This window comes from Shewanella sp. M-Br, assembly GCF_036245925.1.
GTDB classification, from domain to species: domain Bacteria; phylum Pseudomonadota; class Gammaproteobacteria; order Enterobacterales; family Shewanellaceae; genus Shewanella; species Shewanella oncorhynchi.
Map to the genome: position 1 here is coordinate 164,338 of NZ_BJBV01000009.1, position 15,147 is coordinate 179,484.

Here is a 15,147-nt window from a genome sequence, read left to right on the forward strand (position 1 = left end):
CATGTAGCTTTTCAAATCAAAGCCTGATTATACTTTGCATCCTTCAGGGCATTATTTTCAACATTAGTGGCAAACGAATCAAATGGACTCAACTCTTCTTACTGCGTTTTTCGAGCACAGCACAATACGTGATGTCGAGTGTTTATTCCCTGATATTTCAGGCTATCCAAGGGGAAAGCTTATGCCAGCCCGAAGTTTTGCTCAGGGTGCTGAATTACGTATTGCCCAAGCGATTTCGATGCAAGCGATTACCGGTGAGTATTCCTACGATCCAGTTTTCCCTGATGCTGATCCTGATCTTTTACTCGTCCCCGATTACAGCACCCTCAAGATGATCCCATGGAGCACAGTGCCGCGCGCATTTGCCATCCATGACTGCGTATTACTGGATGGCAATTTATGTCCATTTGCGCCGCGCTCTATGTTAAAAAATGTGTTGGCCCGTTACCAAGCCCTTGGGTTAACACCCGTGGTGGCCCCTGAAATTGAGTTTTATCTTACGGAGGCGAATACCGATCCGAGTGTTCCGTATCAGGCGCCCATTTCAAAAAGTGGCCGAGCTGAAAATGGTCAATCCGCGTTTAGCATGAATATGCTCAATGAACTCGCACCATTTTGGGATGAGTTTAATGCCGCTATCGATGCGATTGGGATTAAAGGTGATACTTGGATCCATGAAATGGGGCTATCGCAATATGAAATTAACTTAGTGCATGGCGATCCGCTGGCCTTAGCGGATCAAGCCTTTATGTTTAAATACGTGGCGAAAGAAATCGCCATTAAACATGGCTTGAATGCAATTTTTATGGCGAAACCCATAGCGGGTCAACCCGGCAGTTCTATGCATTTACATCAAAGTGTCGTCGATGATAAAGGTCATAATATTTTCAGCCATGCTGATGGTAGTGACACTGACCGTTTTCACCACTACATCGGCGGATTACAAAAGTATCTACCTGATTTAATGTTGTTATTTGCACCCAATATCAATTCATTTAGACGTTACATTTCCGGCAGTCAAGCGCCGATTAATTTAAGTTGGGGCGTTGATAATCGCACCACTGGCCTACGTGTGCCATTAAGTGCTCCAGTGGCGAGACGGGTAGAGAATCGCATTGCGGGTGCCGATGCTAATCCGTACCTGATGATTGCCGCATCTTTGGCAGCGGGCCTTGCCGGAATAGAAGAAAAATTATCGCCAAGTGCACCAGAAACTGGGAGCGCTTATGAGAGCAGCCATGACCTCGCGCAGACATTTTTAGCTGCGTTAACGCAAATGCGCCAAAGTGATTCGGCACGACGCTTACTCGGGGACGATTTTGTCACTGGCTTTGTATCGGTGAAGGAAATTGAATTCCAAAGTTATTTGAGTGAGATAGGGGCTTGGGAGCGACGTTTCTTAGGGCCGCAATGCTAACGCTTTTATGAATAAGGGAATTATTACTTATAAAAGTTTTAACCCCTTCAATGACTCAAGAGTCTTAAAAATGAGTGACTAAAAAATAGCGACAAAAAAGCCAGTGCAAGCACTGGCTTTTCTTCGTCTGGAAACGAGAAGGGCGATTAAACGCGCTTCTTGAATTCACCAGTACGAGTGTCGATTTCAATTTTGTCGCCTACTTTCACGAAGTCTGCAACACTTACTGTGCCACCGCCAGTGATAGTCGCAGGCTTCATCACTTTACCTGAAGTATCGCCACGAGCTGAAGGCTCAGTGTAGATCACTTCACGTACAATAGTAGTTGGCATTTCAACAGAGATAGCTTTGCCATCATAGAAAGTCACTTGGCAAGTTTCTTCCATACCATCAACGATATAAGCCGCTGCATCACCTAGGTTTTCAGCTTCTACGTCGTATTGGTTGTATTCTGCATCCATGAATACAAACATAGGATCTGCAAAGTAAGAATATGTGCAGTCAAGACGATCTAGGATGATGTCTTCTAACTTATCTTCACCTTTGAAAGTCGTTTCAGTACCAGAGTTAAGCAGTAAGTTTTTCAACTTTAACTTAACGATAGCAGCGTTACGGCCAGAACGAGTTGTTTCAGTTTTCTGCACAACCCATGGGCTGCCATCTAACATGATCACGTTACCAGGACGGATTTCATGAGCAGTTTTCATTACACTATTTCCTATATTTAGATTTTTCTGTTTTCGCGCAGTATCTTAGCTGTTTTTAACGAACTGAACTAGTCGAGTAGCGAGATCTGCAGCATTTAATGCATTAATTGGCCATTGTTTAGCATGGTGATGCAACAAGGGCAAATTAACAGGATTAAGGTTTTGCCAGTGAAGGCTCACGGCTGATTGCTGTGCTTGGTTGAACGCGAGATTCAATTCAGACCAATAACAAGCAATTTTAGGTGGCAGATTATCGCAGTAAAGTTTGAGAAAAGCTTCTAATTTTACGAGGTGATAATCATCTTCTTGGGGATAAATGTGCCAAATGAAGGGTTTTGCGGCCCATTGGGCACGTAAAAAGGAATCTTCACCGCGCACGATATTAAAATCACAGCTCCAGAGCAGGCGATCAAACCCCTGTTGGTCTGTCATAGGTAAAATGTGCAGGGTTAAATTACCATGATTTATCTGTTGACCCGGCACTAGATCGGCAATTTCACAGGGCAGTAAATGTGTCAGACTGTTTAAGCTACGCCCCTTTGGGAGCAGCACATGGATTTTTTCTGCCGATTGCTGCCATAACTCACATAATGCGGGTAGCGCCTCGGTCTCATAGCTAAAAACGCTAATCACTGTGTCTTGTGCCTGAATGTCCTTAAGACCTAGATTAGTAAAAAGCTGCAATTTATTGGCAGTATCAGCTTGCCAAGCATCACGCTCGGTAAACAACTTTTGCTCGCAAATGAGTCCACCCGTTTTGGCGCTAAAACCGGGAAAGTAGAAATACTTCTTCAAACCATTGGCCTGTAACGATGGCAAACCATGGCAGCCTTCAACCCAATCCTCTGCGCTTAAATACTCTAAATTCAGCCAAACAGGTACAGATTTTGGGGCGTTCTGATGTAAATAAGCCAGCTGCGCTTTTACCTGTTCGGGGAGTTCACAGGCAAAGGCTTCGATGAGCACTGCTCCTGCGAAAAACGCTACAGGCAAAGGCTCTTTCCAATGAATAATATTCACACCATTGAAGGTTTGAGTGGCTTTTAGTGGATCGAGTGTCGGTAAAATATGGGAGAAGCTTGCGAGGTCGTCGACCCACAAATTAACAGGGATCTGATACTCATTGGCTATTTGTTTGGCTAAACGCCAAGTGACGCCAATATCGCCGTAGTTATCAACGACGGTGCAAAAAATATCCCAATGATTGGAGCGAGGTGTGTTGCTCATGAGTGTGGTATGTCGTTATTCTTAGTCAGAAATATATGCATAAAAAAAGCGGCGTTAAGCCGCTTTAATCAAATGGTTAACAGAATTAATCTTCTAATTCAGCTAAACACATTTCTTCGTAAATTTGCTTAACCCAAGCATCAACACGTTCTTCAGTCAGCTCTGGCTGGCGATCTTCATCGATACCTAAACCAATAAAGTGGTCGTCATCGACTTGACCTTTAGAGGCTTCAAAATTGTAGCTTGCAGTTGGCCAATGGCCGATGATGATACCACCACGGGCCTGAACAATATCACCAACCATGCCCATGGCATCAAGGAAATACTCAGCGTAGTCTTCTTGATCACCACAACCAAAAATAGCGACAAGTTTGTCAGTAAAATCAATTTGCTCTAATTCAGGGAAGAAATCATCCCAGTCACATTGCGCTTCACCGTAATACCAGGTCGGGATGCCGAACAGCAGCAAGTCATACTCTGCAATCTGCTCTTTGGTACTTTTGGCGATATCTTTCACCTCAACCATTTTTTTACCCAGTTTTTTCTGGATCATCTTGGCTACAGCTTCGGTGTTACCTGTGTCGCTACCGAAAAAAAGACCTACAGTTGCCATTGTCTATCCTTTAATGTCTAGTTCACTTATTAGGTTAATCTTGCTGGTACTCGTTCAGCATTCAACTTGTTGCTGAAGAATTAATTCGATTAACTGGCTACGGCTGATGTTACTGGCCAATGCCTGCTCATTCAAGGCGTCATACAAATCTTGTGACACCTTTAACTCTATTCGCTTTAATCCGTTGGCTTTATCGCGCTGGATTTGATTGCGTTTGTTGACCTTAAGCTGCTGGCTACGGGACAAAGGATTACTTCGTGGGCGGCCCCGGCGCTTTTCATTGGCAAAAAGGTCAATGGTGGTTCTGTCTGTCGCTTCTTTTGCCATGTTCTTATTGTTAACCGATCCCTGAGCCTTCCCAAGTGATCTGGATAATACCTTTTACAATAAACCCGGCGCAGCCGAGAAATAACACTAACCAAACAATAAATCGACCAAATTTCGGCACGTTACCTTGTTTAAGCACATCGTGGATGGCCATGCCGATAAAGAAAAATATCGAGGCAAAAAACAGGTTCAGGCCGATGGTTTCAATTTGTTCCATGTACTGAGATAACATACTTTCTTAGTCCTCGAGAGTGTTCTAAGGCCAAAAGAGGCGCGAATATATCACATCAAGATGGCGGCTGCCATATGCTTTAGGTCGAGTTTGCTGCTGATTTACATTGCTTGTTTGTCAATAAATTCAGACACAATTCGATTAAAGATGGCGGGTTTTTGTGCATGTAACCAATGACCGCAACCTTCGAGGGTTTTCGCTTGCGCCGCAGGGAATTGCGTCATGATAGCGCTTCTGTGTTCACTCGTAACATAATTCGAGTCACCGCCGCGAATAAATAGACTCGGGCCGCTATAGCTTTGTACTGGATTTGGCGCCTGATTATGCCAGCCAATAATATTGGGATAACAAGCTTTTAGACCACTTAAGTTCAGCTTCCAACGAAAGCCAGTGTCGGTACGTTGCAGGTTTTTGAGTAAAAACTGCGCCGTGGCTTCGTCGATACCTTTGTCAATCAAGTGGTTTAGGGCAAACCGTCTGTCGGTATGACCTTCTAAGGGCAGACTTGCTAATGCGGCAAACACTAACTCATGTCTTGGCTCATAGGCGACCGGGGCGATATCGGCTGCCACCATGCTGATAATGCGCTCTGGATGAGCTAACGCCGTCGCCATGGCGATTTTACCGCCCATGGAGTGACCCACAATATGGGCGCGTTCAATAGCCAGTTCGTCGAGTAATGCAACCATGGCAGTGGCGAGGCGAGGGTAATCCATCTCATCCCAATGCTCACTTAAACCATGATTGGGCACATCGACACGAATAACCTGATACTGGCTTTCTAATACTTGTCCTAGGCCTTTGAGGTTATCTAGGTTGCCGAACAAGCCGTGGATCAAGAGTACTGCGGGTCCTTGGCCTGTAGAAACAAAGTTCATGGTGATTCCTGTTGAATATGTTTAGCTTAACGTGGCGCGAATTGTGCCCTTAATGCCGTTGGCTTGACAAGTCAGTTGCTACTTTAGCGTATATGCGGCAATTAACTTGGGCGCTTTTTCGGCAATTGCTTGTTATCTGCTAGTTTGCTGTGCTATTTCACGCATTTTTAGAATAATGACGCTTTATCAGATTGATAGACATGGATACACTGTTAACCGATCGCAATGATCTGCCCCGATCGCTGTGGTACACTTTTTTCGGTTAAGCCTGTCGAATAACAAAGGATAATTAAGGTTATGAAATATATCGAAGTTGATGAAGAGCTCTATCGTCATATTGCCAGCAAAACAGAACGTATTGGTGAGAGCGCCTCTGACATTCTTCGTCGATTACTCGGCCTGTCCGTCGATGCGGTCGAACAACCCCAGCCTTTGGCGATTAGCCAACCGAGCCTTGAAGCTGAACCTATTCAGCCCATCGCGGCGCAAACAGTGCCAGCAGTGAATGATTTTAGTCGCTTAGTCGATGAACATCAGTTATCGCAGCAAAAAGGCGCAGTAGGTCGTTTTCTGTTTTTGCTCGAAAGTTTGTATCAATTAGCCCCAGAGCAATTCTCACAAATTTTGCAGATCCAAGGGCGCGATCGTTTGTATTTTGCTCGCTCTAAGGAGCAACTGCTCGAAGCGAGTGCTTCGGCTAACCCAAAAGAAATTGGTGCAAGTGGTTTCTGGGTAACGAGTAACAACAATACCGCCAAGAAACGCACTATTTTATCGGAAGTTTTAGTGCAATTTGGTTGTGATGCGACAGTAGCAGCGGGTATCGCCGAGCGCGTTTAATCCGCGGATGAGCCAAGTTAGTACGACATTTTTCTACTTTTTCTAATTGTAATTGAGTGCAGGAGAGCCATAGGTGGCAATACATCAAAGGGCAGGACAAATCGCTAATCAGACGGATCTGGTCAATATTCCAAAACTGATGAGCCATTATTACAGCATCACGCCAAATATGGATGACGTACAACAACGCGTCACCTTTGGCACTTCTGGGCACAGAGGCTGCGCCTTCAATGGCAGTTTTAACCAACAACACATTTGGGCGATTACCCAAGCTGTGGTGGACTACCGTCAATCGGCAAATATCGATGGGCCGCTGATCCTTGGGATTGACACCCATGCGTTATCCTATGCGGCCTATTTGTCGGCCATTGAAGTGCTGGCGGCAAATAAAGTCACAGTGAAAATCCAACAGAACGACGGATTTACGCCAACGCCAGTGGTTTCCCATGGGGTGATTTGCGCCAATCGCGAAGCCAATATTACGGGTGCGGCATTGTCCGATGGTTTGATCATTACGCCTTCCCACAATCCGCCTCAAGATGGTGGGATTAAATACAATCCACCCCATGGTGGACCGGCCGAAGGTAATATCACCGCTTGGATTGAATCGCGGGCCAATGATTACTTGCGCCAAGCGTTAGCTGGCGTGCAAAAATTAGCGTATGCCGAAGCGCTGGCATCAGGCTATGTCAACGCCATTGATTTGATCACGCCTTATGTGGCTGATTTAGACAATGTCATCGACATGCAGGCGATTGCCAACGCTAAGCTGCGTATCGGTGTGGACCCGCTCGGTGGTTCAGGGATTTTCTACTGGGCTCCGATTGCCGCGCGTTATGGGCTCGATATCACCTTAGTTAATGATAAAGTTGACCCAAGCTTTAGCTTTATGCCGCTGGATAAAGACGGCAAAATCCGCATGGATTGCTCGTCTCCCTATGCGATGGCAGGGTTACTCGCCCATAAAGAATCTTATGATTTATGCCTTGGTAACGATCCTGACTATGACCGTCACGGCATTGTCTGCCCTGGTACCGGCTTGATGGACCCTAATCACTACCTTGCGGTCGCTATCGATTATTTACTGACGCACAGACCGGATTGGAGCGATAGCTTAGCAATAGGTAAAACCTTAGTATCGAGTGCGCTTATCGATAGAATCTGTGCTTTCCACGGCAAAAAATTACTCGAAGTGCCTGTGGGATTTAAGTGGTTTGTCGATGGTTTAGCCGAAGCCACCATCGCCTTTGGCGGTGAAGAGAGCGCTGGCGCGGCATTTTTACGCCGTGATGGCACAACGTGGTGCACGGATAAAGACGGCTTCATTTTAGGGTTACTTGCCGCAGAAATTCTTGCGGTGACAGGTAAAACTCCAGGTCAACGCCATCAAGAGCTAGTAAAACAATTTGGCCAAAGTTTCTATAAGCGTATCGATAGCCCAATCAGTCTTGAAAACAAGGCCAAATTTGCGTTATTGAATGCAGAAACCTTAAATGCCACTGTGCTTGCGGGTGAGGCAATCGAAAACGTGTTAACTCATGCGCCGGGCAATAATGCGGCCATTGGTGGCATCAAAGTGACTACGGCGAATGGTTGGTTTGCGGCGCGTCCATCGGGCACGGAAGCGTTATTTAAGATCTACGGCGAGAGTTTTATCAGTGAGCAGCATTTAGCTGAAATCATCAAAGATGCGCAGGCATTAATTGATAAGGCGCTGAACGCTTAATGCAGCAGTAGGTTTATAAAGTATCAAAAACAAACGCACTCAGATTTGAGTGCGTTTTTGTTTGTGTCTAATGTCAGTTATGAGTAGTTGATCTCATGCTGATTTGACTGTATTTAGTACTCGATATGACAACTCGGTAAGTTATTCTTATCAATGTAATTTTGGTGATATTCCTCTGCCACATGGAACTGTTGTAATGGTACTATTTCAGTCACGATATGGCGCAATCCCCAACGACCTGAGCGGGCAAAAGCTAACTTTGAGGCTTCTGCGGCCACTTTTTGCTCACGGTCGTGGAAGAAAATGGTGCTGCGATATTGGGTGCCAATATCTCCGCCTTGCATGTTCAGACTCGTTGGGTTGTGGTTTTTCCAAAATACATCGAGCAAGTTTTCATAACTGACAAGGGCAGGGTCAAATTCCACTTGCACCACTTCGGCATGGCCCGTTTTGCCTTTTTTGACTTCTTCATAGCTCGTCGCCGCATTATTGCCGCCCATATAGCCGCAGGTGGCATTCGATACGCCGTTCACTTGTCTAAAAAAATACTCTACGCCCCAGAAACAGCCGGCACCAAAGGTTGCTAACGCCATAATTAAATCCAATAGAAGTCTAGATGGCTAAGGATTGTGATAAAACTTGAGTGCAAAAGCAAGCCTCAAGCTGGAATATTTATCATGGGAAATTCTTAGGGAATGTCCTAAGAATTTAACAATCAGCTTAGTTGAATGTCATTCCGCTTAAAACTGGGTCCTACGGCAATAAATGTCTGAGAACAGCACTAAAAACATGTGTTAGTATTGAAGCCGTTTTTTAGGTGCGAGTGAGACTAACCGCGGTGAGATAAATGCTTAAGTGGTTATTACTGCCTGTACTTATGCTATTGCGCCAATACTGTTACACATCATTATAAGGAGAATTCTGTGTTACAAGCTCTGTTAGATTCAAAGGATTTTTTAGCGCTCACCTTAGCCCATCCTGAACAGTTCGATGGCGAATTTTCATTTAACTTAGGCGATCATACTCAAGTGGAAGTGTGGGATACCGGTGTTATTGTTTTCGAACCAATACAGAATGAAGGAAAAGATATTGTGCTTTCCTGCGGTGTTCACGGTAACGAGACCGCGCCCATTGAACTCTGCAATAGCTTAATTAAACAACTTCTACAGCAAAAGATCATCGCAAAGCAGCGCACTTTATTTCTCATTGGTAACCCATTAGCGATTAATAACGGCACGCGGATTATTGACGAAAACATGAATCGTCTATTTAGTGGTGAGCATTCCAATCCACCAGGGTTAGTGAACCCTGAGCGAGTACGCGCGAAAAAACTCGAAGCCTATGTCGATCGTTTTTATACTGCGGTTGCCGATGGACGTCAGCGCATCCATTATGATCTGCACACGGCGATGCGCGCCTCGAAGCATGAAAAGTTCGCTATCTATCCCTATCGTCCTGGGCGCGCCTTTAGCGGCGAGCAAATTATGTTTTTAGCCGCAAGCGGCGTCGATACAGTACTTTTCCACCATGAACCGACCACGACCTTCAGCTATTTTTCCTCTGAACGCTACGGTGCCGATGCCTTTACCATTGAGCTTGGCAAAGTGTATCCCATGGGGCAGAACGACATGACGCGTTTTATCGCCACCCATGAAATGTTCATGCGCTTGATCACCGCTAAGCCGTTGGAGCTGGATGCATTTGATGCCGATAAGGTTAACTTGTACCAAGTGTGCCGCGTCATCAATAAACATTTCGATGATTTTGAATTTACCTTCGCAACTGATGTCGAAAACTTCAGATCTTTCCCGAAGGGCTTTGTTTTAGCGCGGGAAGGTGGGCAAGAAATTAAAGTGGAGCATGAGTTTGAGTCTGTCGTGTTCCCTAATGCCAAAGTGCCTATTGGCAATCGCACTGTGATTTGCCTGATCCCTGCCGTGAATGCGGACGTGCGTTAGGCTTGTAAAGCAATATATACATGCGGGGCAGGGATAACTTGTGGTTTGAGCTATGCCAATGGTTGATAGGTAGTTTACGTTAACGTAATGTTCGTCGGGCATATTCGTATAAACAGACGCATCAAAACGCTTTGGTGCGTAATGAGATAACAAGAGCACAATATGAGCAAAGCAACACACAACACTGATACAGTGCACCGTGTCGGCTTCTTGGATAAGGCATCGCTACACATTCCTATCCTTCGAATTCTACAAGCCGACGGCACCACTTATGAAACCGCGGTTTTGCCTGTGATAGATGAAACCTTAGCCACTAAAATTTACGATACCTGTGTATTCACTCGGGTACTTGATGAACGTATGCTTGGCGCCCAGCGTCAAGGACGCATCAGCTTCTACATGACCTGTACGGGTGAAGAAGCGGCGATTGTCGGCAGTGTGGCCGCACTCGATCAAGAAGATGTTATCCTCGCGCAATATCGTGAGCATGCGGCGCTGCGTTATCGCGGCTTTACCACTGAACAGTTTATGAATCAGATGTTCAGTAACGAGAAAGATCTCGGTAAAGGTCGCCAAATGCCAATCCATTACGGCAGTGCGGCATTGCATTATCAAACGATTTCTTCACCTCTTGCGACACAAATCCCGCAGGCGACGGGTGTGGGCTACAGCTTAAAAATGCAAGGTAAGCGCAAAGTCGCGGTTTGTTATTTTGGCGAAGGCGCTGCATCAGAAGGGGATTTTCATGCCGGTCTAAACATGGCCGCGGTACTGAAATGCCCAGTGATTTTCTTCTGCCGTAACAATGGCTACGCCATTTCAACTCCCACCGAAGAGCAGTTTGCCGGTAACGGTATTGCGAGTCGCGGTGTGGGTTATGGCATGCACACGATTCGTGTTGACGGCAATGACATGTTGGCCGTGTTAGCGGCAACTCAGCAAGCCCGTGCCTATGCGATTGAGCATAATGCGCCTGTGCTGATTGAAGCCATGACTTATCGTCTCGGCGCGCATTCATCTTCAGACGATCCCTCTGGTTATCGCTCGAAAGATGAAGAAGCCAAGTGGCAGCAACACGATCCGGTTAAACGCTTCAAATTATGGCTTATCAACAAAGGTTGGTTGGCTGAAGCGGATGATGTGAAACTGCATGAGAAATATCGTGAAGAAGTATTGGCTGCGGTAAAAGTGGCTGAAAAAATTCCTGTGCCTATGCTGGATGAAATTATTGAAGATGTATACGACAAGCCGACGCCAGTGCTGAAAAAGCAACTCGCCGAGCTTAAAGAACATATCAAGAAATATCCGCAAGCCTATCCAAAAAGTGCAGGGAGACTATAAGCCGTGGCTGAAATGAATATGTTACAGGCCGTCAATGAGGCCTTGTCGATTGCCATGCAAGCCGATGAACGCATGGTGGTTTTTGGTGAAGATGTGGGCCACTTTGGCGGGGTATTTCGCGCCACCTCCGGTCTTCAAGAAAAATTCGGTCGCGCTCGCTGCTTTAATACGCCGCTGACAGAGCAAGGTATTGCCGGTTTTGCCAATGGTTTAGCCTCAAATGGCATGACCGCCGTGGCTGAAATTCAATTCGCCGATTATATCTTTCCGGCGTTTGATCAAATCGTCAACGAGTCGGCTAAGTTCCGTTACCGTAGCGGTAATGAGTTCGATGTCGGTGGATTAGTGTTCCGTACGCCCTATGGCGGCGGTATCGCGGGCGGCCATTATCACTCTCAATCACCTGAAGCCTATTTTACCCAGACACCGGGATTAAAAGTGGTGGTGCCACGTAACCCTGAGCAAGCCAAAGGTCTGCTGTTGGCGTCAATCCGTGACAAAAATCCGGTGATCTTCTTTGAGCCTAAGCGTTTATATCGTGCATCGGTTGGCGAAGTGCCAGCGGGCGATTATGAAATTGAACTGGGTAAGGCTGAAGTGGTTCGCGAAGGTAAAGACATCACCTTAGTGGCGTGGGGCGCGCAAATGGAAATCCTTGAAAAAGCCGCCGACATGGCCGCTAAAGAAGGGATCTCCTGTGAAGTTATCGATTTACGCACCTTGTCACCCTGGGATATCGATACCGTTGCCGATTCAGTCAAAAAGACCGGACGTTTACTGGTTAACCATGAAGCGCCATTAACCGGTGGTTTTGCTGGTGAGATAGCGGCGACGATTCAGCAAGAATGCTTCTTGTATTTAGAGTCACCCATCAGCCGCGTTTGTGGTTTAGATACCCCGTACCCACTCATTCATGAAAAAGAATACATGCCAGATGCATTCAAAACGTTTGAAGCCATCAAAGCATCAGTGACCTTCTAGGAGTCCGGTATGATTAAAGATTTTATTTTGCCGGATATTGGCGAAGGTGTTGTGGAGTGTGAGTTGGTTGAATGGTTGGTCAAAGAAGGCGACACAGTCGTTGAAGATCAGCCGATTGCCGATGTCATGACAGACAAAGCCTTAGTGCAAATCCCTGCGCCTTTTGCTGGCGTAGTCACTAAGTTGTATTACGCCAAGGGCGATATTGCGAAAGTGCATGCGCCGCTCTATGCCGTACAAATTGAAGGTGCCGTTGAAATCGCGAGTGAAGAGTCTATTGCGACTGAACCTGCTGCGACGACTTCAAAAGTGACTGAGTCTGTGGCGGCAACAACTGCCAATACGTCATCCAGTTCATCCGTCAGCATAGAAGAGTTCTTACTACCGGATATCGGCGAAGGCATTGTTGAATGTGAACTCGTCGAATGGCTAGTGAGCGAAGGTGATTGGGTTGAGGAAGATCAACCGATTGCCGACGTGATGACAGATAAAGCGCTGGTGCAAATTCCTGCTATTAAAGCGGGTAAAATTGCCAAACTGCATTATCGCAAAGGTCAGCTAGCTAAAGTACATGCGCCTTTATTTGCCATTGAAGTTAAGCATATGGCTTCTGCACCTGCGGCAACAACAAACACTGATACTGTGGCTAATGCGGCACCTGCAGCCCAGATTGTGAATGCAGAACCTGCTCGCCAAGGTAAAGCCTTAGCCAGCCCTGCAGTTCGCCGTATGGCGCGGTCGTTAGATATCGATTTGAGTCAAGTACCTGGCACAGGAAAGCACGGCCGTGTGTATAAGGAAGACATCACTCGCTTCCAACAAGGCGCGAGCAATGTTTCTGCTCCAAGTGCGACTCAGGTAAAAGAGGCGCCAGTTCAAGCGACGCAAGCATCTCAAACCCAAGTTCCAACATCGACAGTGACTCAACGCGCTGACACGGTTGAGCCGATTCGCGGCGTAAAAGCTGTGATGGCACGCATGATGGTTGAATCTGTATCGAGCATTCCGCACTTTACCTATTGCGAAGAGTTTGATTTAACAGACTTAGTTGCACTGCGTGAAAGCATGAAAGTGAAGTATTCGTCAGATGAAGTGAAGTTGACCATGATGCCTTTCTTCATGAAGTCAATGTCGCTCGCGTTAAGTCAGTTCCCTGTGATGAACAGTCAAGTGAATGCTGATTGCACTGAACTAACTTACAAGGCACGTCACAATATCGGCATGGCGGTGGATTCTAAAGTCGGTCTCTTGGTGCCCAACATCAAAGATGTGCAGGACAAGAGCATTTTAGAAGTGGCGGCAGAAATCACCCGCCTGACCCAAGCAGCCCGCAGCGGCCGCGTGGCGCCAGCGGATCTGAAAGACGGCACGATTTCCATCTCTAACATTGGCGCTTTAGGTGGCACAGTGGCGACGCCTATTATCAACAAACCTGAGGTGGCGATTGTGGCCTTAGGTAAGTTGCAAACCCTACCGCGCTTTAACGCGAAAGGGGAAGTCGAAGCTCGCCAAATCATGCAAGTGAGCTGGTCAGGTGACCATAGAGTGATCGATGGCGGTACGATTGCTCGCTTCTGTAATCTGTGGAAACAGTATCTTGAGCAGCCTCAAGAGATGTTATTAGCGATGCGCTAAGGCACTGGCACGAATAACTGACACTAAAAGGACGCTAAAAGCGTCCTTTTTTATTTGCTTTGCACAAATGGGTTAATCTTTTGATCCCGATTACGTATAATTCCCGAACGTAGTTATCCTGATGGATGTGTTATGAGTCAGTTAGCCCCCAGCCCATTTGCTCCAACAATAGAAACCATTGATTACCCGTTTCCGCCTAAACCAGTGCCTTTGTCCGATGCGCAAAAAGCCGATTACAAGGCGCGTATCAAACAACTGCTCATTGAAAAAGATGCCGTTCTGGTTGCCCACTATTATACCGATCCTGAAATCCAAGCCCTTGCCGAAGATACTGGCGGCTGCGTTTCAGACTCCTTAGAAATGGCGCGTTTTGGCCGCGATCACCCAGCAAAAACCTTAATCGTTGCTGGGGTCAAGTTTATGGGCGAAACCGCCAAGATTTTAAGCCCAGAAAAAACCATTTTAATGCCGACCTTAGAAGCCACTTGTTCATTGGACTTAGGTTGTCCAATCGATAAGTTCAGTGCTTTCTGCGACGCGCACCCAGATCATACTGTGGTGGTTTACGCCAATACCTCGGCTGCGGTTAAAGCGCGCGCCGATTGGGTGGTGACCTCCAGTATTGCCCTTGAAATCGTTGAGCACTTAGACAGCGAAGGCAAAAAGATCATTTGGGGACCCGATCGTCATTTAGGCAGCTATATTGCCAAGCAGACGGGCGCCGACATGTTGATGTGGCAGGGCGATTGTATCGTTCACGACGAGTTTAAATCGAACGCGTTGCGCGATATGAAAAGCGTTTACCCAGATGCGGCTATTCTTGTGCATCCTGAGTCGCCAGCCAGTGTGGTGGCGATGGCCGATGCAGTTGGCTCGACCAGTCAACTGATTAAAGCAGCGCAGACCATGCCAAATGAGCGTTTTATCGTGGCAACCGATCGCGGCATTTTTTATAAAATGCAGCAGGCGGCGCCAGGTAAAATTTTAATTGAAGCGCCAACGGGCGGAAATGGCGCAACCTGTAAGAGCTGTGCCCACTGTCCTTGGATGGCGATGAACGGTTTGCAGGCAATTGAAGCGTCACTCGCCGACAGCGATAAAACCACCCATGAGATTTTTGTGGATGAAGACTTAAGAGTTAAGGCACTTATTCCGCTGACGCGTATGCTGGATTTTGCCAAGACACTGAATATGAAAATAAAGGGTAATGCCTAAGCGCATTATTTAGCTTTTCTTCAGCCTAATAAAAATCCCTGCCATAGTGT

General features: G+C 46.5%; 15 protein-coding genes. 8 read left to right on the forward strand and 7 right to left on the reverse strand.

Translation table 11 applies throughout. From position 1 onward, the window contains the following. Window positions 1-82: 82 nt before the first annotated feature. Entirely contained in the window at window positions 83-1,417 is a 1,335-nt protein-coding gene (locus AAA952_RS09865; protein ID WP_338256557.1) for a glutamine synthetase family protein, read from the forward strand. Window positions 1,418-1,563: 146 nt separating this feature from the next. Here the strand turns inward: AAA952_RS09865 and efp are convergent, their stop codons facing one another. The 6 genes from efp to AAA952_RS09895 all read right to left on the reverse strand — a co-directional run bounded on the left by efp (window position 1,564) and on the right by AAA952_RS09895 (window position 5,401). Continuing rightward, window positions 1,564-2,124: an elongation factor P gene (gene efp, locus AAA952_RS09870; RefSeq protein ID WP_105252465.1), complete on the reverse strand. Its 561-nt coding sequence runs from the start codon at window positions 2,122-2,124 to the stop codon at window positions 1,564-1,566. A gap of 45 nt (window positions 2,125-2,169) precedes the next feature. After that, on the reverse strand, window positions 2,170-3,351 hold the full coding sequence (gene earP / locus AAA952_RS09875; protein ID WP_338256560.1) for an elongation factor P maturation arginine rhamnosyltransferase EarP: 1,182 nt from the start codon (window positions 3,349-3,351) through the stop codon (window positions 2,170-2,172). Between the two features lie 85 nt (window positions 3,352-3,436). After that, window positions 3,437-3,964 carry a flavodoxin FldA gene (gene fldA / locus AAA952_RS09880; protein ID WP_006081576.1) on the reverse strand — a complete coding sequence of 176 codons (528 nt, stop codon included), beginning with the start codon at window positions 3,962-3,964 and terminating at the stop codon, window positions 3,437-3,439. Between the two features lie 54 nt (window positions 3,965-4,018). After that, window positions 4,019-4,291, reverse strand: coding sequence for a LexA regulated protein (gene ybfE, locus AAA952_RS09885; protein WP_006081577.1), 273 nt, complete (start codon window positions 4,289-4,291; stop codon window positions 4,019-4,021). Between the two features lie 10 nt (window positions 4,292-4,301). Further along, the gene (locus AAA952_RS09890; protein ID WP_006081578.1) at window positions 4,302-4,523 is read right to left on the reverse strand and encodes a DUF2788 domain-containing protein; all 222 of its coding nucleotides are present in this window, start codon (window positions 4,521-4,523) and stop codon (window positions 4,302-4,304) included. A 101-nt stretch (window positions 4,524-4,624) separates the two neighbouring features. Next, the gene (locus tag AAA952_RS09895) at window positions 4,625-5,401 is read right to left on the reverse strand and encodes an alpha/beta fold hydrolase (RefSeq protein WP_338256565.1); all 777 of its coding nucleotides are present in this window, start codon (window positions 5,399-5,401) and stop codon (window positions 4,625-4,627) included. Between the two features lie 297 nt (window positions 5,402-5,698). Here AAA952_RS09895 and seqA point away from each other — a divergent pair, with 297 nt between their 5' ends. Beyond that, entirely contained in the window at window positions 5,699-6,241 is a 543-nt protein-coding gene (gene seqA, locus AAA952_RS09900; RefSeq protein ID WP_198573466.1) for a replication initiation negative regulator SeqA, read from the forward strand. A 73-nt stretch (window positions 6,242-6,314) separates the two neighbouring features. Beyond that, window positions 6,315-7,967, forward strand: a complete 1,653-nt coding sequence (gene pgm / locus AAA952_RS09905; RefSeq protein ID WP_338256568.1) for a phosphoglucomutase (alpha-D-glucose-1,6-bisphosphate-dependent) — start codon at window positions 6,315-6,317, stop codon at window positions 7,965-7,967. 113 nt (window positions 7,968-8,080) lie between these two features. Here the strand turns inward: pgm and msrA are convergent, their stop codons facing one another. Continuing rightward, the gene (gene msrA, locus AAA952_RS09910) at window positions 8,081-8,560 is read right to left on the reverse strand and encodes a peptide-methionine (S)-S-oxide reductase MsrA (protein ID WP_263266777.1); all 480 of its coding nucleotides are present in this window, start codon (window positions 8,558-8,560) and stop codon (window positions 8,081-8,083) included. A gap of 330 nt (window positions 8,561-8,890) precedes the next feature. On the opposite strand from msrA, the gene astE reads away from it, so the two are divergent. From astE to nadA, 5 genes are all read left to right on the forward strand, one after another. Next, a complete protein-coding gene (gene astE, locus AAA952_RS09915; RefSeq protein ID WP_028759984.1) occupies window positions 8,891-9,925 on the forward strand; it encodes a succinylglutamate desuccinylase in 1,035 nt (344 codons plus the stop codon). A gap of 162 nt (window positions 9,926-10,087) precedes the next feature. Beyond that, window positions 10,088-11,266, forward strand: a complete 1,179-nt coding sequence (locus AAA952_RS09920; RefSeq protein ID WP_338256573.1) for a thiamine pyrophosphate-dependent dehydrogenase E1 component subunit alpha — start codon at window positions 10,088-10,090, stop codon at window positions 11,264-11,266. Between the two features lie 3 nt (window positions 11,267-11,269). Further along, on the forward strand, window positions 11,270-12,247 hold the full coding sequence (locus AAA952_RS09925; RefSeq protein ID WP_028759982.1) for an alpha-ketoacid dehydrogenase subunit beta: 978 nt from the start codon (window positions 11,270-11,272) through the stop codon (window positions 12,245-12,247). A 9-nt stretch (window positions 12,248-12,256) separates the two neighbouring features. Next, entirely contained in the window at window positions 12,257-13,882 is a 1,626-nt protein-coding gene (locus AAA952_RS09930; protein ID WP_338256575.1) for a dihydrolipoyllysine-residue acetyltransferase, read from the forward strand. Window positions 13,883-14,014: 132 nt separating this feature from the next. Then, window positions 14,015-15,097 (forward strand): quinolinate synthase NadA, encoded by a 1,083-nt coding sequence (gene nadA / locus AAA952_RS09935; RefSeq protein WP_338256577.1) that lies wholly within the window; start codon window positions 14,015-14,017, stop codon window positions 15,095-15,097. Window positions 15,098-15,147 lie beyond the last annotated feature (50 nt).